Raw genomic sequence first — 16,995 nt, forward strand, 5'->3', positions numbered from 1 at the left:
TTACAATGGCAGGAAATTTCTACAGCGTCCGATGCAGTGATTGCGAAAACGAACAGACCGTCTTCGGCAAAGCCTCGAGCGAGGTCGCCTGTGCCGTCTGTGGCACGACGCTCGCTCGACCGACCGGCGGCAAAGCCGAGATCGACCACGAGATCTTAGAAACAGTCGAGTCACGATGAAGTACAGCGGCTGGCCCGATCCCGGCGAACTGGTCGTCGGCAAGATCGACGAGATCGAAGACTTCGGCGTCTTCGTCGATCTCGAGGAGTATCAGGACAAACGCGGCCTGATCCACATCTCCGAAGTCGCGAGCGGCTGGATCAAAAACGTCCGCGACCACGTCCGTGAAGGCCAGATCGTCGTCTGTAAGGTCCTCGAGATCGACGAGAGCTCCCAGCAGATCGACCTCTCGCTGAAAGACGTCAACGACCACCAGCGCTCGGACAAGATCCAGGACTGGAAGAACGAGCAAAAAGCCGACAACTGGATGAGCATCGCGCTCGGTGAGGACGCCGACGACGAGAGCTACACCGCGGTCGCCAACGAACTGATCGGCATCCACGGGAGCCTCTACGACGGCTTCAAACAGGCCGCGATCCACGGCGAAGAGGCGCTCGAGGACACCGATCTCTCCGACGACGAGATCGAATCCATCGTCGAGACGGCCCGCGAGAACGTCTCGGTGCCGTACGTCAACGTCACCGGCTATGTCGACCTGGAGAACGCCTCGCCAAGCGGCGTCGACGGGATCCGCGAAGCCCTCGAAGCCGCAGAGGGCAACGGTGAAATTCCCGACGAGGTCGACCTCGAGGTCAGCTACGTCGGTGCACCCGAGTACCGCATCAAGGTGAAAGCGCCCAACTACAAAACCGCCGAATCCCAGCTCGAGGAGAGCGCTCGGCGCGCGGTCGCCGCGATCGAATCCGAAGGCGGCGAGGGCGAGTACCACCGCGAGCGACGAACCGACGACGAGTAACGTATGAAGTCGGATATCCGGGTGTGTTCGGCGTGGCGCGACGCACACGACCGCCCGGTGTATACGCTTTCTGCGAGCTGTCCGGAGTGTGGTGCGGACGCCGAAAACAGCGCCCCCGCGCCGTTCGATCCGAACGACCCACACGGCGAGTACCGACGGTCTCTTAAACGTCGCTATCGCTGATACGGTATGGACGAACTCGAGATCGACGCGGTTGCCGAGGTCGAACTGGACGACCCCGTCCTCGTCGAGGGGCTGCCGGGTGTCGGTCACGTCGGAAGTCTCGCCGTCGAGCACCTGCTCGAGGAACTCGAGGGCGACAGTACGCTCGTACGCCGGATCTACTCCCACGAGTTCCCGCCCCAGGTGAGCGTCGAGGACGGCGTTTCGGAACTCACCTGCGCGAAACTCCACGCCGTCACCGTTCCGGACGGTCGTGATCTACTGCTGTTGTCCGGCGATCATCAAGCACAGACTAACGAGGGCCACTACGTACTGACCGACGCCTTCCTCGACGTCGCCGAGGAGTTCGGCGCGGACGAGGTGTACGCGCTCGGCGGCGTCCCGACCGGTGAACTCATCGACGAGTACGCCGTCGTCGGCGCCGTCAGCGACGAGTCGATGCTCGAGGCGCTCGAGGATGTCGGCGTCGAGTTCCGCGAGGACGAACCCGCGGGCGGCATCGTCGGCGTCTCGGGGCTCATGCTCGGACTGGGCGAGCGCCGCGGCTTCGAGGCCGCCTGTCTGATGGGGGAGACCAGCGGCTATCTGGTCGATCCGAAAAGCGCACGGGCGGTGCTCGAGGTGCTCGAGGAGCGACTCGGCTTCGACCTCGAGTACGAGTCGCTGGACGAGCGCGCCGACGAGATGGAGGACGTCATCGGCAAGATCCAGGAGATGGAGCAACAACAGCAGATGGACGTCCCGACGGACGACGATCTGCGGTATATCGGCTAACTCACGAGGGTCGACTCCGGCAGTTCTCGACGATTACGATTCCGATCCCCGCGTCGCCTGTGGGCGAAACAGCGCGCAGTTCGGGCACCAGACGGTGCCGTCAGTTCGGGCGATCTTCTTTCCGCTACAGTCGGAACAGCGCTCCGCCGAGTACTGAGTCATACGATCTCGAGAATGAATTGCCCCGGGTGTTCATCTACCTTTCGGTGAAATTAACGTTCGACTCGAGTGACAATCCTCGGTCGACGACGGTTCGACGCCGGGACAGAGTAGAGAGACGCGATCGGTTCTAGACGGTCGATCACGCGTCGCCGTCCGGCGCGAGTCCCTCGAATACGCGACAGGCGTTTTTCGAGAACGCTCGCCACAGTTTGTCCTCCGAGACGTCGAGCGTGAGGATCTCCATGACCGCGACGTCGGGGTGGCAGGCCGGCGCGCCGCTGCCGAACAGCACCCGATCGGGATGTTCGAGCAGCGCCCGCTCGAGCAGATCCCGGTATCGGACGAAACTCGTCTCGAGGTAGCAGTCGTCGTACGTATCGAGCAGATCCACCGTCTCGTGCATGCGCGAGCGCTCGAGCAGGTGGCCGCCGAAGTGGGCGACGACGACGGGAAAGGAGCGCTCGAGCACCGTCGCCGCGAGGGTTTCGGGTGGCGCCTCGACGCCGCCGCGAACGATCACGGGGAGGCCGACGTTTTCGAGGGTGGCGAGGACGTCCGCGTCGGGGTAGCCGTCGACGGCGGGATCGACGACGAAGCCGTGAAAGCGGTCGTCGTAGGCGTACTTCTCGACGTCTTCGGGGGTCGTGTGGAACTCCTGACGGCTGCTGATCGCGTTTCGGAACCGTTCCGTTACGGAGGTGCCCGCCCGCTCGGTTCCGTTTATCCGGGCGACGGCGACGAACGGCCGGTCGACGCTGCGGCGGGCGACGCCGTTGTTCGCCGCGACGTAGCTCGTCTCCGCGCTGGCGGGCGGGAAGACGATCGATCTGGTGATGCCGGCCTGGTGCATCTCCCGCTCGAGCCGGTCGGGCGTTATCGTCTGTCCCCCGAACTCCACCGTCGATCCGTCCGGCGTCAGTCGCGCGTAGACGTCGACGATGCGAAATCCGTGCTCCAGTTCCAGCATTCCGTACGCACTCTTTTCAGTCGAGACATATTTCCCTACCGGCCCCGTGACTGTCACGAACGGAGCCGTTCGGGAAGCTGTCGGGCGTGCAATCGCCAGACGGAGCCGGGGCGGGAGCAAAACACTTATATAGAAGTGCTGACGACATAGTTAGTGAGGATTCAACTATGGCACAACAGCGACGCATGGGCGGGCAGCCTATGTTCATTATGAGCGAGGATAGCCAGCGAACGCAGGGTCGCGACGCCCAGTCGTCGAACATTATGGCCGGCAAGGCGGTTGCCGAAGCCGTACGGACGACGCTCGGACCCCGCGGTATGGACAAGATGCTCGTCGACTCCGCCGGCGAGGTCGTCATCACCAACGACGGGGCGACGATTCTCAACGAGATGGACATCGAGCATCCCGCGGCCCAGATGATCGTCGAGGTCGCCGACTCCCAGGAAGAGGAAGTCGGTGACGGGACGACGACAGCGGCCGTGGTCGCCGGCAACCTGCTCGGCGAGGCCGAAGACCTCATCGAACAGGACGTCCACGCGACGACGATCGTCGAGGGCTATCACGAAGCCTCCGCGATCGCTCTCGAGGCCATCGCCGAACAGATCAGCGAAGACACGGTCGACGACGAAGTGCTCAAGCAGGTCGGCGAATCGAGCATGACCGGCAAAGGGACCGGCGGTCTCACCGCCGAGTCGCTGGCCGAGACGGTCGTCGAAGCGATCCGTCACGTCGAAACCGACGACGGCGTCGCTCGAGACAACGTCACCGTCCACACGCAGGTCGGTGCCTCCTCGAACGCGACGGAGCTCGTTCCCGGCATCGTCATCGACGAAGAGCCCGCCCACGAGGGCATGCCCAGCGAGGTCGAGGACGCCTCGATCGCCGTCCTCGACGTCGAACTCGGCGTCCGCACGGGCGACATCGACGCCGAGTACGCCATCGACTCGATCGACCAGCTCAACACGGCCATCGACGCCGAGGAGAGCGAAGTTCGGGGCTACGCCGAAACCGTCGCCGAGAGCGGGGCCGACGTCGTCTTCACGACCGATGACGTCGACGACCGCGTCAGCAACTACCTCGCCAACGAGGGCGTCCTCGTCTTCGAGAACATCGGCAACAGCGACGCCCGCGACATCGTCTCCGCGACGGGCGCTCGCCGCGTCGGCGCGCTCGACGATCTCGAGGAGTCCGACTTCGGCCACGCCGACCGCATCCGGAGCGAGAACTTTGGCGACAACGACCTCGCGTTCATCGAGGGCGGCGCGGCGGCCGAGACCGTCACCGTCTTCGTCCGCGGCGGTACCGAACACGTCGTCGACGAACTCGAGCGCGCCATCGGCGACGCGCTCGACGTCGTCGCAACGGCACTCGCCTCCGGCGAGGTCGTCCCCGGTGCCGGCGCGACCGAGATCGCCATCGCGGACAAGATCCGCCAAGAGGCCGCGGGTATCGAGGGCCGCAAACAGCTCGCCGTGACGGCCTTCGCCGACGCGCTCGACGTGATCCCGCGAACGCTCGCCGCCAACACCGGCCAGGACCCCATCGACGCACTCGTGGATCTTCGTGCCGCCCACGAGTCCGAGGGCCGCGCCGGCCTGATCACCGACGGCGAGACCGTCACCATCGACGACCCATTCGAGTACGGCGTCGTCGACCCCGCCGACGTCAAGCGTGAAGCCATCGAGAGCGCGACCGAGGCCGCGACGATGATCGTCCGCATCGACGACGTCATCGCCGCCGAGTAACGCCGTCGCTCGCCGTTTTTCGGTTTCCATCGGGTTCAGTGACAGTCGTGCGGCCGTCAATGTTATATGTTGACATAGCTAACTCAGCACCGTATCATGTCTGGAACGACTCGAGATCGGCTGACGCCGGTCAGTAAGACGGTCGACCGTCAGCTCTACTACGACGAGGGCCGCGGAACGTACCACGCGTGGTGTGCCGACGCGGACTACGAGCCTGTGAGCACGGGTCTCGTGATGGCCGTCTCGTCGATCCTCGAGGCCGATCCGGCCGATCTCGACTCACTCTCAGCCTCCATCGATCCCGACGCGCTGAACGCTCTCGTCGGCCACTGGGGCGAACGCGAGTCACAGGGTGGGCGAAACTCGATCGCGTTTTCGTTCGCCGACTGCCTGATCACGGTCTACTCCGACGGCGAGATCGTGATCGATCCCGACCACCCCGTCGACGGACCGATCGGTGCGTAATCAGTCGCACACCGACTGCGACCGTCGTCGGTCGGCTCCGTTCGTGCCGTCCGTTCACTCGCCATCAGTGAGATCGCTACCGCAGTCGGCGGTAGCCGTGGTCTCGAGAACCACCCGATCGCCGGCCGCGAGATCGAACGCCTCGTCGCCCCGTCCCTGATTCACGTCGAGTTCGACGTAGCCGTGGCTGCCGACCGTTGCCAGACGCTCACCGGTGGGAACGGCGGCGAACGTCTCGCCGACGGGCACAGTGTCACCGTTCGCGACGATCCGTTCTCGCTCCTCGAGAAATTCTCCCGGTACGTTCGTGATGACGTTCCCGAAGTCGTCGACGACCAGCACCTCGCCCGTCGCACGCTCGCCAGTGAGGGACGCTCGCGGGAGGACGAGATCGACAGGGTCGTCCTCGAGCGGCGAGAGCCACTCCAGATCGACGAGATCCTCGAGTGCGGTGTCGTGAACCGCCGCGGCAGCGGGCGCGAAGACATCGCGGCCGTGAAAGGTATTGCTCGCCGGTCCTGCAGTCGCATCTTCCGGGTCGGCGGAAACCGCCGCCGATCGCTGTGTGCCGGCGGGTTCGACGGGCTCGAGGCGACGCTCGTCGATGACGTAGTACTCGAGGTCGGCGTCGCCGGCGAGTCGACGTGCGGCGGGGAGCAGGACGCCGTTGTCGGGACCGACGAGCGCGTGCTCGCCCGCGCGGACGACGAGCGCGTTGCGATCGGTGCCGACGCCGGGATCGACGACGACGAGGTGGGTCGCCGGCGGAAAGTAGGGGAGCGTTTCGCGGAGCCAGAAGGCGGCGGCACGAACGTCTTGCCGGGGAAAATCGTGGGCGATGTCGACCAGCCTGCAGTCAGTTCGCTGGAGAATAACGCCCTTCATCGCCGCAGGATACGGCGAACCGAAATCCGACGCGAGCGTGATCATGCGCAGTAGTACGGTCCGATCGCTGAAAGCCGATACGACTCACGGTTGAGGGTTGTGGGGAATCGATGGACCAGTCAATCGCCGTTCGAGTCCGAGCCGCTGATCATCTGGATGCGTTCGATGCCGCCAATTTCGCCGACGACGTCGACGACGGCTTCGGGAACCAGCGTCTCCCAGTCGCCGCCGTGGATCATCCGTTGGCGGACTTCGCTCCCCTCGAGCACCTCGCGGTTGAACATCGGCGACTGGCGGATCTCGATGTCGGCCTCGCGAAACAGCTGGATGACCAGCGGATTGTTCGAGTAGGCGACGTCGAAGTCGGGACTCATGCTCTGGACGTGGCTCACCCAGACCGAGTTGCGTTCCAAGTCCTCGATCGGGACGGCGTAGGTGACGAGATCGTGATCGACGAGCGACTTCGTGATCATCATGATCCGTTCGCCGGCCGTGAACGGGTTTCGGATCGTGTGTGAGTCGTCGGCGCTCCCGATGCCGAGTACGAGTTCGTCGACGTCGTCGGCGATCTGCTCGACCATGCTGAGGTGGCCGTTGTGGAACGGCTGAAAGCGGCCGATGTAGAACCCCCGGGTCATGCCGGACACTGTTCGGGCCGCGTGCTTAAGCGTGGCGAGTTTTCCAGCGGCTGAACGGACGTCTTTGCCGGCGTCTCGAGCGACCGACTGACTGGGTGTTAATCACACACATCTTGCGGGCTCGACACGACCGGATGAGAACGAGGCGGAAATCACTAATTGCGCCTTTGGACGCCTGAGGGTGCCGGTATCAGGCACTGTCACCATACTCCGCATGGAGAAAGTATATCAGTCCCAATCCCTTCGAATCAGGTACTGAACAGAGTTCTATGAGTAACGATACGAACGTTGACGACCCTCCCGAAGACGCCCCCTCCACTGAGCCTGACGAGGAGCAGGCACAGCCTCGGTCCCAGGACCAGGAGTCGGTGCGTCAGGGAGAACGGCCGCCGCCCGAGGAGGACGGCGACCAGCGCGACGACGTCGACGACAGTGACCACCAGGAGGAGATCGACGACGGGGACGAGTTCGACGATCCGATCGACGAGTTCGATCGGGAGTCAACCGACGAGGACGACGACATCGAAACCGTCGAAGATCTCGGGAGTACGGTCGACGTCGATCCGGGCGTCGAGATCGACGAGGAGAACGCCGAGGACGATCTGCTCGGCGGCCTCAAAGTCGACTCGACGGCAGATATCGAGGTTCCGGATCGGCTCGTCGACCAGGTCATCGGTCAGGACGAAGCACGGGATATCATCATCAAGGCGGCCAAGCAGCGCCGCCACGTGATGATGATCGGCTCCCCGGGTACCGGGAAGTCGATGCTGGCGAAAGCGATGAGCCAGTTGCTCCCGAAAGAGGATCTCCAGGACGTCTTAGTCTACCACAACCCAGACGACGGCAACGAGCCGAAGGTCCGAACCGTCCCCGCCGGCAAAGGAGAACAGATTATCGACGCCCACAAGGAGGAGGCTCGAAAGCGCAATCAGATGCGCTCGATCCTGATGTGGGTCATCATCGCGATCATCATCGGCTACGCGATTCTCAGCCCCGCCAGCATTCTGCTCGGCATTCTCGCGGCAGGTATCGTCTGGCTGATCTTCCGCTACACGTCCCGCGGCACGGACGCCATGGTGCCGAACATGATCGTCAACAACGGCGATCAGCGCACGGCGCCGTTCGAGGACGCGACCGGCGCCCACGCCGGCGCACTGCTGGGCGACGTTCGCCACGACCCCTTCCAGTCCGGCGGGATGGAAACCCCGAGCCACGACCGCGTCGAACCCGGCTCGATCCACCAGGCCAACAAGGGCGTGCTGTTCGTCGACGAGATGAACACGCTCGATATCCGTACCCAACAGAAGCTGATGACCGCGATTCAGGAGGGCGAGTTCGCCATCACGGGCCAGTCCGAGCGCTCCTCGGGTGCGATGGTCCAGACCGAACCCGTCCCCTGTGACTTCATCATGATCGCCGCGGGGAACCTGGACGCGATGGAGAACATGCACCCCGCGCTCCGCTCGCGGATCAAGGGCTACGGGTACGAAGTCTACATGGACGACACCATCGAGGACACCCCCGAGATGCGGCGCAAGTACGCCCGCTTCATCGCTCAGGAGGTCGAACGCGACGGCCGTCTTCCACACTTCACCCGCGAGGCCGTCGAGGAGGTCATCCTCGAGGCCAAACGCCGCGCGGGCCGGAAGGACCACCTCACGCTGCTGTTCCGAAATCTCGGCGGTCTGGTCCGCGTCGCCGGCGACATCGCCCGCGCCGAGGACCGCGAACACACGACCCGCGACGACGTCCTGCAGGCCAAGCGCCGCTCCCGGTCGATCGAGCAACAGCTCGCCGACGACTACATCGAGCGACGCAAGGACTACGAACTGCAGGTCACCAAAGACGGCGTCGAGGGCCGCGTCAACGGCCTCGCCGTCATGGGCGAGGACTCCGGGATCATGCTCCCCGTCATGGCCGAAATCGCGCCCGCACAGGGCGGCGGACAGGTCATCGCGACGGGCCAACTCAAGGAGATGGCCGAGGAGTCCGTCCAGAACGTCTCGGCGATCATCAAGAAGTTCTCCGACGTGGACCTCTCGGAGAAGGACATCCACATCCAGTTCGTCCAGGCCGGCGAGGGGGGCGTTGACGGTGACTCCGCCTCGATCACGGTGGCGACCGCCGTCATCTCCGCCCTCGAGGACATTCCGGTCGATCAGTCGATCGCGATGACCGGCTCGCTGTCGGTCCGGGGCGACGTACTCCCCGTCGGCGGCGTCACCCACAAGATCGAAGCCGCCGCGAAGGCCGGCTGCGACAAGGTCATCATCCCCGCCTCGAACGAGCAGGACGTGATGATCGAAGACGAGTACAAGGAGATGATCGAGATCATCCCGTGTTCGAACATCAGCGAAGTGCTTGACGTCGCGCTGATGGGCGAACCGAAGAAGGACTCGCTGGTCGACCGTCTCAAGTCGATCACTGGCTCGGCCTTCGAGGGCAGCCAGAGCGGCGTCGGCTCCGCCAGCGGCTCGAACCCGAGTCCGCAATAGATGGCCGACTGGGCGACGTTCGCCGGTATTACGGGCGTCGTCCTCGTGCTGTTGCTGGTTTTATCGCATCTGACGCAGTCAGCGTTCGACAACGGCTCCGACTCGGATCGTAATCGTGACTCGAGCGGCGATTCCGACTCGAGCGTTACTGCCGAGCCGAACGCCGAACTCGAGTCACCCAACGCTCCCAAACCGCGAACGGAGATCGACGACTCGCGTTCGGGTGTCGGGGCCGACAACTCGCGCGCCACTATCGGACCCGCTGGCTCGAGCACTGCAGATCGCGACTCCACGCTCGAGCGCGACGCGAGTCCATCCTCCGATGTCGACGCTGAAGCCGACGAGGATGCCGAGACCGTCTCGGTCGATTCCGAGGCGACTCCCCATCCCGAACGCGGACGCCCCACCGAGCGACCGGATGGGATCGATCCCCGATCGCTGTCGACGGGGGAACTCCTGGCAAACGTCGCGCTCTCGCAAGGGCTGTTCGCCCTCGTCTTGCTCGGGGGCGTGATCTACACGGGGATCCCGGCCGCCGCGCTCGGGATCGAGTTCTCGCTCGGCTACCTCGAGCAGGGACTACTGCTGGGAACGGCGTTCGGACTCGCGTTGTACGTCGTGAACGAGATCGGCGCGGCGACGGCGACTCGGTTCGGCTTCGATCACGACGAGGAGCTTCGGGAACTGCTCGCGCCGGATACGAGACGAGGCTGGTCGGCACTGCTACTGGTCGTCCTCCCCATCATCGCCGTCTTCGAGGAACTGCTCTTCCGGGCGGCGCTGATCGGGGTCATCGCAGCCGCCTTCGGCGTCTCGCCGTGGCTGCTCGCCGTCGTCTCCTCGATCGCGTTCGCCGTCGGCCACGGCATGCAGGGTTCTGTCGGCGTCGTCGTCACCGGCCTGCTCGGGTTCGTCCTCGCGGCGATCTTTATCGTCACCGGCAGCTTCCTCGCGGTCGTCGTCGCGCACTACCTGGTCAACGCCCTCGAGTTCGTCGTCCACGAGGGGCTCGGCTTCGAGTGGGCCCAAACCCTCGAAAGCTAAGGGTTGTGACCTGTTGGGTGTGGGTATGAACGGGCTCGACGACGTACCGGACACGGTCTATCGGGCGATCTTCTCCGGGATCGTCCTCTATTTCGCACTGCTGGTGTACGCACAGGCGACGGGCGACTCCCTGGCGGCGTTCGCCTCGGAGTTCGTCTTCGGCGTGATCGCTATCGGCGTGGGAACGATTCTGTACCTGCAGGCCGAGACCGATCGCGGCTCGTGGGTGATCCCCGGCGCGGCCGTCTGTCTCGTGTTCGGTGGTATGGTTCAGTTCGCGTACCTGTTTACTCGCGTCCTGCTCCTCGATACCGTCTCGTCGATCGCTGTCTTCGTTGGAATCGGGCTCTACATCTACGCGGTCTGGTACGGCGACGAAGAAAGCACCGGGTAGAGGACAACATACGAGCACGATTCCGCATCTCGGTGGTAGCGTTGCTTCCGTATAACAGAAACTGTTAAACCTACAATTACCAACAATACACTCGTGAATATATCTCGACGGCGTATCTTAGCTGTTGGTTCTTCGACCGTTTTGCTCTCTGGGTGTACAGACATCATTACTGACGGAGAGCTAGTAGAACTCGAATTGGAACTCCAGAACCGTGCTGATACTGCACACAGTTTCTCGTTTAGCATAGAATGGGCTGACGGGTTGGGCGAGTGGAAGCAACGAGAAGTGGGGCCAAATGATCGCGAAACAGTTTCTATTTCTATGCCTGGAGATGGGACAGAAGAGTATATACACACAGTTGTAAACGACGAAGTAGCAGTTGGGATGTTCCGCATGGAACGAAGCGATATTGATGGGGACTACTGTGCCAAAATGATAGTCCGATACAGCGAATCGAGAACTGAGATAGATATTGTCACTCCCGAGGACCAGCCGGATTGTTGAACACGATCTCGAAGAGACGGTGTTTCTCGTCGATGGCTATGGATATCTGACTCCCACCTCCCGATTAGGATCGAGCGATCGGCTCGACTGTGTCGAGAGAGCCCTGATCGAAAAGTAGTTTCACGCCCTCGAGAGACGGGTTGGTCGCTTCCATAACTCGTGGATGGCAGTCAGGAGAGCGTCAGAGAGTGGCTCGAACAGTTCGTACACTACTACAAGACAACGACCACAGCAGTCACTCAACGGACAGACGCTAGCAGAGATACTCAACTATACACTGCCACTGAGAACGAACAGTTAGAGCCCCTCGAGCGACCTGAGCTTCTGTTCGACGGCCGGCGGCGCGGCGCTCGGACCGTCGCGCACGCGGTGGTCGGGAATCAAGATCGGGGTTGGGTTCCCATCGAGGGCCGTTCGAACGAGAATGAGGTCGTCCTCGTCGTCCGGGTCGAGTTCGGGGGTCATCCGCGCGAGGGCGTCGACGCTGACCTGCTCGCCGTAGGGGATTCCGCGGACCTGCTCTAAGACGGCACGCTGGTCGGTTGGCACGGTCAAGGCCACCTGTAGCTCGTCGAAGTGGACCTCCTCGAGTCCCTCGAGGTACTCGAAGATCTGCTCGAGAACGGGATGGTCGTCCGTGGCCTCCTCGTCCGGCAGGTCGGGAAACGAGACGCTCAGGACGCGACCGCTCGCGGCCCCGAGCTGGACGTATCGATCGAGATACGACGATTCTCGCGCGTAGATTCCGGCGTCCGTGACGTCCTCCATACTCCCGCGTAGGTGATAGGGCCTTGAATAATCGCCGGTCGCCGGTTTCGAACGCGTCGGTCGGTCGCGGAAACGCCGACCAGTCGGCCGCCCACCGACTCCGACCGAGTTCCATCGATCCCGACGAACCACGTGAACCCTGCCGATGCTGGCACCGACGATAGCCACACCCTCCCCAGCCGCCTGCGGTCCTCGCTCCGTCCGTCGCTGCGGTCCTCGTCCCTCGCGCACCGTCGGCGACGGACCCTCGCTCACTTTTCGAGGTGCTCGCAGGGCTCGCACCTCGCAACGCTCGGCTCCGTCGACAGCGCGCGCCACCGCACGCCGGGGGTCGATCGGCCGAAATCTCGGTAGTTGTCCGGGTTCGACTCGTTCCGATGGCGCAAAGCTTTTGTACATATGAGTACGTCGATGTACAACAATGAACTCTCGAACAGAGCTCGCGCCGGCGGTGGCGTCGATCCTCGAGGCCGCCCGGGAGCGGCCGGGAGGCGACGGCGTCGTGGACGTCGACGCGCGGTCCCTGCCCGATGCGCTCGCGCGGGCCGAAGCCGACGGCCGCGTTCCGGTGATCGCGGAGGTAAAACCCACGAGCCCAACCGCCGACGGCACGCGCGACGACGACCCCGTCGAACTGGCCGAGGCGATGGTCGACGGCGGCGCAGCGGCGATCTCGGTCCTTACCGAGCCGAGTCACTTCGGTGGCTCCCCCGAGTCGCTGACTCGCATTCGCGAGGCCGTCGACGTCCCCGTCCTCCGGAAGGACTTCGTGCTTGAGGAGGAACAGATGGACGTCGTCGAAGCCGATCTGCTCCTGTTGATCGTCCGCTTCGTGGACGATCTGGAGGGACTCATTGCGGCCGCGCGCGAACGCGGCTTCCAGCCACTGGTCGAGGTCCACGACCGCGCGGAGCTCGAGACCGCACTCGAGGCCGGCGCGGAGATTATCGGGGTCAACAACCGGGATCTGGCGCGACTCGAGGTGGACCTCGAAACGTTCGAGTCCGTCAGCCCCCACGCTCCGGATGACGTTACGCTGATCGCCGAGAGCGGCGTGTCGACGCCCGCCGACGTGCGCCGGATGCGCGGGGCGGGTGCCGACGCCCTCCTGATCGGCAGCGCGATCATGGACCACGCCTCGGGCGACAGCGACGTAACCGAGAACACCCGGCGACTGGTCCGGGCCGAAGACGGGGCGGAGAGATGAGCCAGTACGCGACCGACCACTCGGACGACACGGACGGACCAAACACATGAGTACGAACGACCACGACGAACGCACTCGAGAGCGCGATAGCGAAGCCACGTTCGGTGACTACGGCGGGCAGTACGTCCCCGAGGCCCTGATGCCGGCGGTCCAGGAACTCGAGGACGCCTACGAACGCTACGTCCTGCACAACGAAGACGGCTTCATGGACGAGTTCCGCGACCGAATGCGGGATTTCGGCGGCCGACCGACGCCGCTGCAGCGCGCGGAACGCCTCAGCGAGCGCTACGACCGCGAGATCTACCTCAAGCGCGAGGATCTGGTCCACGGCGGCGCGCACAAGCTGAACAACGCGCTCGGACAGGTCCTGCTGGCCAAGTACATGGGCAAAGAGCGGATCATCGCCGAGACCGGCGCCGGCCAACACGGCACGGCGACCGCGATGGCGTCGGCCCACCTCGACATGCCCTGCGAGATCTACATGGGTCGGACCGATATCAACCGCCAGCGGCCGAACGTCTACCGAATGCGGATGAACGGCGCCGAGGTGAACCCGGTCACGGCGGGCAGCGGCACCCTGAAGGAGGCGATCAACGAGACGATGCGCGACTGGGCGACGACCGTCGAGCGGACCCACTACGTCATTGGGAGCGTCGTTGGCCCGCATCCCTTCCCGAAACTCGTTCGAGACTTCCAGTCCGTTATCAGCCAGGAAGCCCGCGAGCAGATCCGAGAAAAGGCGGGGCGACTCCCCGACAGCGTCGTCGCCTGCGCGGGCGGCGGCTCGAACACGATGGGGACGTTCCACGAGTTCGTTCCGGACGAGGATGTCGACCTGTACGCCGTCGAGGCCGGTGGCTCGAGCCTCGAGATCGACGAGGAGAACGCGCTGGCCCCGAACTCCGCGACGCTCTCGACGGGCACCGACGGCGTGCTCCACGGCGCGATGACGAAGCTCCTCCAGAGCACGGACGGCCAGATCATGGAATCGCACAGCGTGAGCGCGGGGCTGGACTACGCCGGCGTCGGTCCCGAGCTCTCACACCTCGTCGACATCGGACGCGTCACCCCCGCGAGCGTCGACGACGAGGCCGCGCTCAACGGCTTTCACCGCCTGTCGCGACTCGAGGGGATCATCCCGGCACTCGAGTCGAGTCACGCGCTGGGCTATCTCGAAGAGAACTACGACGAACTGGGCACGGTCATCGTCGTCAACGTCTCCGGCCGCGGCGACAAGGATCTGGAGACGGTGCTCGAGGAGACCGAGAAGCGTGATCTCGAGGCGGCCCCCGAAGTGGAGGTGTTCGATCGATGAGTGGCGAGGATCGACGACCGGAGGGAGGAGAGCCTCGGGAAACGCGAGCGGGGAGCGACGGTGGGAAGCGATCCGCGAGCACCGAGTACGACAGCGACATCGAGGCCGCTATTCGGCAGAATTACCCGGCGCTGATCACCTATCTGACCGCGGGAGATCCGTCGCTCGAGGACACCAAGGCGTACGTCGAAGCCCTCGACCGCGGCGGCTCGGACCTGATCGAACTCGGCCTGCCGTTTTCGGAACCGATCGCGGAGGGGCCGACGATTCAGGCCGCGATCAACCGCGCGCTCGACGCCGGGACGACGCCCGAGGGCTTCTTCGAGTTGGTCGACGACCTCGAGACCGACGCGCCGCTGCTGGTGATGACGTACTATAATATGATTCTGCAGTACGGACCCGAACCCGACGTCCGGCCGTTCGTCGAACGGGCTGCCGAGTCGGGACTGTCGGGAATCATCGTCCCGGACTTGCCTGCCGAGGAATCCGGTCCCCTTCGCGAAGCCTGTGACGAGCACGGTCTCGATCTGGTCTTCATCATCGCGCCGACGACCGAGGGCGAGCGCCTGGATGGGATCATGTCGCAGGTCTCGGGCTTCGCTTACGTACAGGCCCGACTCGGAACGACCGGGGCTCGCGCGGATGTCTCGTCGGCGACCCACGACAGCCTCGCGCGGCTGTCCGACTACGATGTCCCCAAAGCGGTCGGGTTCGGCGTCAGCGAGGGCGATCACGCGGCAGAGATCATCGAGGCCGGTGCCGACGGCGTCATCGTCGGCAGCGCGCTGATCGACATTGTCGCCTCGAACGATAACCCCGCTGCCGACCTCGAGGCCAAAGCCGAGGAACTCAAACGCGGCGCCGTTCGCGGGTCGGAGACCGTCACGAACGATACGGAAGATGCACCGGAACCAGAACAGCCATAACTGCAAGCTTGCTACACTCCCGCAATGACTACCACAGGCATCGACGCGCGACTCGACAGGATCGGTACAGACGACTCGTACGTGATCGTTCCGATGGATCACGGCATCACCATGGGCGCGGTTCAGGGGCTGAAAGACATCGAATCGACGATCGACGGTGTCACCAGCGGCGGTGCGGACGCGGTCCTCACGCAGAAGGGGATCGCACCTCGCGTCCACGAGCACAAGAACGGAAAGGGCTACATCGTCCACCTCAACGGTTCGACGACGATCGGTCCCGACGAGCAAGACAAGCGACTGACCGGGACCGTCGAGGAGGCCGTTCGGGTCGGCGCCGACGCCGTCTCCTTCCACATCAACGTCGGCTCGGACCACGAACCCGACCAGCTCTCCCAGCTCTCCGAGGTCACGGCGAACGCAGAGCGGCTCGGCATCCCGGTGCTCGCGATGGCCTACGCCCGCGGCCCCGGCGTCGACTCCGAGGATCCCGAAGCGCTCGGCCACGCCGTCCGTCTCGCCGAAGAACTCGGCGCCGATATCGTCAAGACGGGTTACAGCGGCGACGCCGAAAGCTTCCAGCACGTCGTCGAGTCGACCCGGCTGCCGGTCGTTATCGCCGGCGGCTCGAAAGGAACCGACCGCGAGACCGTCGAGATGGTCCGCGGCGTGATGGACGCCGGTGGAGCCGGCGTCTCGATGGGGCGATCGATCTTCCAGCACGAGAACCCGGAAGCCATCGCGACGGCCGTCGCCGGCGTCGTCCACCACGATCTTTCGACCGACGACGCGCTCGCAAAGGCCGGACTCGCGCTCGAGGCCTGAGCACCCCGTCTCTTCCTCTCTGCGATCAACCGCACCGATGGAACGAGCCGCTCGGTAGCGGTTCGGAACTGGCCTGTGCGTGACCACCAATTATTACGGCCACTCGCCTACCCGATACTCGTGACGCCAGCGTCGTTTCGGACCCACCGGCTCGAAGAAACCGACACCGGCCACTACACCGAACTGCTGTACGACGACGGTGGCAACGACGAGATACTCGTCTGTGCCGCCCACGGCGGACACGTCGAACCCGGCACCGCCGAGCAGGCGCTCGATCTCGCCGCTCGTCTCCCTCGGGCCAGCTGTTGGGCCTGCCTGGGCTACGACGAGCAGCGAAGCCCGTTCGAGCTGTGGCATCCGCCCTCGGGCGCGTTCTCGCCCGACGACTACCCCCTGCTCGGCGAAATCGCCGACCGAGCCTTCAAGACGGTCGTCAGTTTCCACGGGCTCGGCGACGACCGAGTCCTCGTCGGCGGCGGAATCGACGCCGGCACGAAACGCGCCGTCAGCGACCGACTCGAGGACGCGGTAACGCCGCCGGTCGAACCGGTCTCGACGGGCCCGTACGCCGGCGTCAGCCCGGACAACTTCGTCAACTGGCTCGCTCGGGACGGCGGCGGACTTCAACTCGAGCAGAGCCGCACCGTCCGAATCGAGGAGTGCGAGGCCGTAAATTCCGTGCTCGAGGGACTTCTCGAGGCGGACGTGCTCTGAGCGAGGGTCGA

20 protein-coding genes and 1 pseudogene are annotated in these 16,995 nt (G+C 64.3%); 16 read left to right on the forward strand and 5 right to left on the reverse strand.

What is annotated here, in order from left to right:
* Positions 1 to 5: 5 nt before the first annotated feature.
* The 4 genes from ACSFC5_RS14615 to ACSFC5_RS14630 are packed head-to-tail and all read left to right on the forward strand — an operon-like array spanning position 6 to position 1,933.
* Complete coding sequence (locus ACSFC5_RS14615) at positions 6 to 179, forward strand: 30S ribosomal protein S27e (protein ID WP_006089161.1); 174 nt, start codon at positions 6 to 8, stop codon at positions 177 to 179.
* Positions 176 to 976, forward strand: coding sequence for a translation initiation factor IF-2 subunit alpha (locus tag ACSFC5_RS14620; protein WP_440765975.1), 801 nt, complete (start codon positions 176 to 178; stop codon positions 974 to 976). The genes ACSFC5_RS14615 and ACSFC5_RS14620 overlap by 4 nt, the downstream gene beginning before the upstream one ends.
* Before the next feature lie 3 nt (positions 977 to 979).
* On the forward strand, positions 980 to 1,159 hold the full coding sequence (locus ACSFC5_RS14625; RefSeq protein WP_440765976.1) for an RNA-protein complex protein Nop10: 180 nt from the start codon (positions 980 to 982) through the stop codon (positions 1,157 to 1,159).
* A 6-nt stretch (positions 1,160 to 1,165) separates the two neighbouring features.
* A complete protein-coding gene (locus ACSFC5_RS14630) occupies positions 1,166 to 1,933 on the forward strand; it encodes a proteasome assembly chaperone family protein (protein WP_440765977.1) in 768 nt (255 codons plus the stop codon).
* Positions 1,934 to 1,966: 33 nt separating this feature from the next.
* Here ACSFC5_RS14630 and ACSFC5_RS14635 read toward each other — a convergent pair whose 3' ends face one another.
* Positions 1,967 to 2,095, reverse strand: a complete 129-nt coding sequence (locus tag ACSFC5_RS14635; RefSeq protein WP_440765978.1) for a hypothetical protein — start codon at positions 2,093 to 2,095, stop codon at positions 1,967 to 1,969.
* A gap of 139 nt (positions 2,096 to 2,234) precedes the next feature.
* Entirely contained in the window at positions 2,235 to 3,062 is an 828-nt protein-coding gene (locus ACSFC5_RS14640; protein WP_440765979.1) for an amidohydrolase family protein, read from the reverse strand.
* Positions 3,063 to 3,262: 200 nt separating this feature from the next.
* On the opposite strand from ACSFC5_RS14640, the gene thsA reads away from it, so the two are divergent.
* Positions 3,263 to 4,807: a thermosome subunit alpha gene (gene thsA / locus ACSFC5_RS14645; protein WP_440766310.1), complete on the forward strand. Its 1,545-nt coding sequence runs from the start codon at positions 3,263 to 3,265 to the stop codon at positions 4,805 to 4,807.
* 96 nt (positions 4,808 to 4,903) lie between these two features.
* Entirely contained in the window at positions 4,904 to 5,272 is a 369-nt protein-coding gene (locus ACSFC5_RS14650) for a HalOD1 output domain-containing protein (protein ID WP_440765980.1), read from the forward strand.
* 54 nt (positions 5,273 to 5,326) lie between these two features.
* On the opposite strand, the gene ACSFC5_RS14655 is transcribed toward ACSFC5_RS14650, so the two are convergent.
* Together ACSFC5_RS14655 and ACSFC5_RS14660 are read right to left on the reverse strand one after the other, a co-directional pair.
* Positions 5,327 to 6,202: an SAM hydrolase/SAM-dependent halogenase family protein gene (locus tag ACSFC5_RS14655; RefSeq protein WP_440765981.1), complete on the reverse strand. Its 876-nt coding sequence runs from the start codon at positions 6,200 to 6,202 to the stop codon at positions 5,327 to 5,329.
* 74 nt (positions 6,203 to 6,276) lie between these two features.
* Positions 6,277 to 6,795, reverse strand: coding sequence for a nicotinamide-nucleotide adenylyltransferase (locus ACSFC5_RS14660; protein ID WP_090305070.1), 519 nt, complete (start codon positions 6,793 to 6,795; stop codon positions 6,277 to 6,279).
* A 269-nt stretch (positions 6,796 to 7,064) separates the two neighbouring features.
* Here ACSFC5_RS14660 and lonB point away from each other — a divergent pair, with 269 nt between their 5' ends.
* The 5 genes and pseudogenes from lonB to ACSFC5_RS14685 all read left to right on the forward strand — a co-directional run.
* Positions 7,065 to 9,290 carry an ATP-dependent protease LonB gene (lonB, locus tag ACSFC5_RS14665; RefSeq protein ID WP_440765982.1) on the forward strand — a complete coding sequence of 742 codons (2,226 nt, stop codon included), beginning with the start codon at positions 7,065 to 7,067 and terminating at the stop codon, positions 9,288 to 9,290.
* Entirely contained in the window at positions 9,291 to 10,334 is a 1,044-nt protein-coding gene (locus ACSFC5_RS14670) for a CPBP family intramembrane glutamic endopeptidase (protein ID WP_440765983.1), read from the forward strand.
* 25 nt (positions 10,335 to 10,359) lie between these two features.
* On the forward strand, positions 10,360 to 10,728 hold the full coding sequence (locus tag ACSFC5_RS14675; protein ID WP_440765984.1) for a hypothetical protein: 369 nt from the start codon (positions 10,360 to 10,362) through the stop codon (positions 10,726 to 10,728).
* A 93-nt stretch (positions 10,729 to 10,821) separates the two neighbouring features.
* Entirely contained in the window at positions 10,822 to 11,232 is a 411-nt protein-coding gene (locus tag ACSFC5_RS14680) for a hypothetical protein (protein WP_440765985.1), read from the forward strand.
* Positions 11,231 to 11,533 (forward strand): annotated as a pseudogene (locus tag ACSFC5_RS14685) (IS6 family transposase); the annotation flags it as partial. The gene ACSFC5_RS14680 and the pseudogene ACSFC5_RS14685, both read left to right, overlap by 2 nt.
* Here ACSFC5_RS14685 and ACSFC5_RS14690 read toward each other — a convergent pair.
* Entirely contained in the window at positions 11,530 to 12,000 is a 471-nt protein-coding gene (locus ACSFC5_RS14690) for an MGMT family protein (RefSeq protein ID WP_440765986.1), read from the reverse strand. The pseudogene ACSFC5_RS14685 and the gene ACSFC5_RS14690 sit on opposite strands and share 4 nt — an antisense overlap.
* A gap of 421 nt (positions 12,001 to 12,421) precedes the next feature.
* Here ACSFC5_RS14690 and trpC point away from each other — a divergent pair, with 421 nt between their 5' ends.
* The 5 genes from trpC (at position 12,422) to ACSFC5_RS14715 (ending at position 16,984) form a co-directional block, all read left to right on the forward strand.
* The gene (gene trpC / locus ACSFC5_RS14695) at positions 12,422 to 13,207 is read left to right on the forward strand and encodes an indole-3-glycerol phosphate synthase (RefSeq protein WP_440765987.1); all 786 of its coding nucleotides are present in this window, start codon (positions 12,422 to 12,424) and stop codon (positions 13,205 to 13,207) included.
* Positions 13,208 to 13,253: 46 nt separating this feature from the next.
* Positions 13,254 to 14,522 carry a tryptophan synthase subunit beta gene (gene trpB / locus ACSFC5_RS14700; protein ID WP_440765988.1) on the forward strand — a complete coding sequence of 423 codons (1,269 nt, stop codon included), beginning with the start codon at positions 13,254 to 13,256 and terminating at the stop codon, positions 14,520 to 14,522.
* Complete coding sequence (gene trpA, locus ACSFC5_RS14705; protein ID WP_440765989.1) at positions 14,519 to 15,448, forward strand: tryptophan synthase subunit alpha; 930 nt, start codon at positions 14,519 to 14,521, stop codon at positions 15,446 to 15,448. The genes trpB and trpA overlap by 4 nt, the downstream gene beginning before the upstream one ends.
* Positions 15,449 to 15,472: 24 nt before the next feature.
* On the forward strand, positions 15,473 to 16,270 hold the full coding sequence (locus ACSFC5_RS14710; protein WP_440765990.1) for a 2-amino-3,7-dideoxy-D-threo-hept-6-ulosonate synthase: 798 nt from the start codon (positions 15,473 to 15,475) through the stop codon (positions 16,268 to 16,270).
* 120 nt (positions 16,271 to 16,390) lie between these two features.
* On the forward strand, positions 16,391 to 16,984 hold the full coding sequence (locus ACSFC5_RS14715) for a poly-gamma-glutamate hydrolase family protein (RefSeq protein WP_440765991.1): 594 nt from the start codon (positions 16,391 to 16,393) through the stop codon (positions 16,982 to 16,984).
* Positions 16,985 to 16,995 lie beyond the last annotated feature (11 nt).

Source organism: Natronorubrum marinum, from assembly GCF_052040125.1.
Lineage (GTDB): Archaea > Halobacteriota > Halobacteria > Halobacteriales > Natrialbaceae > Natronorubrum.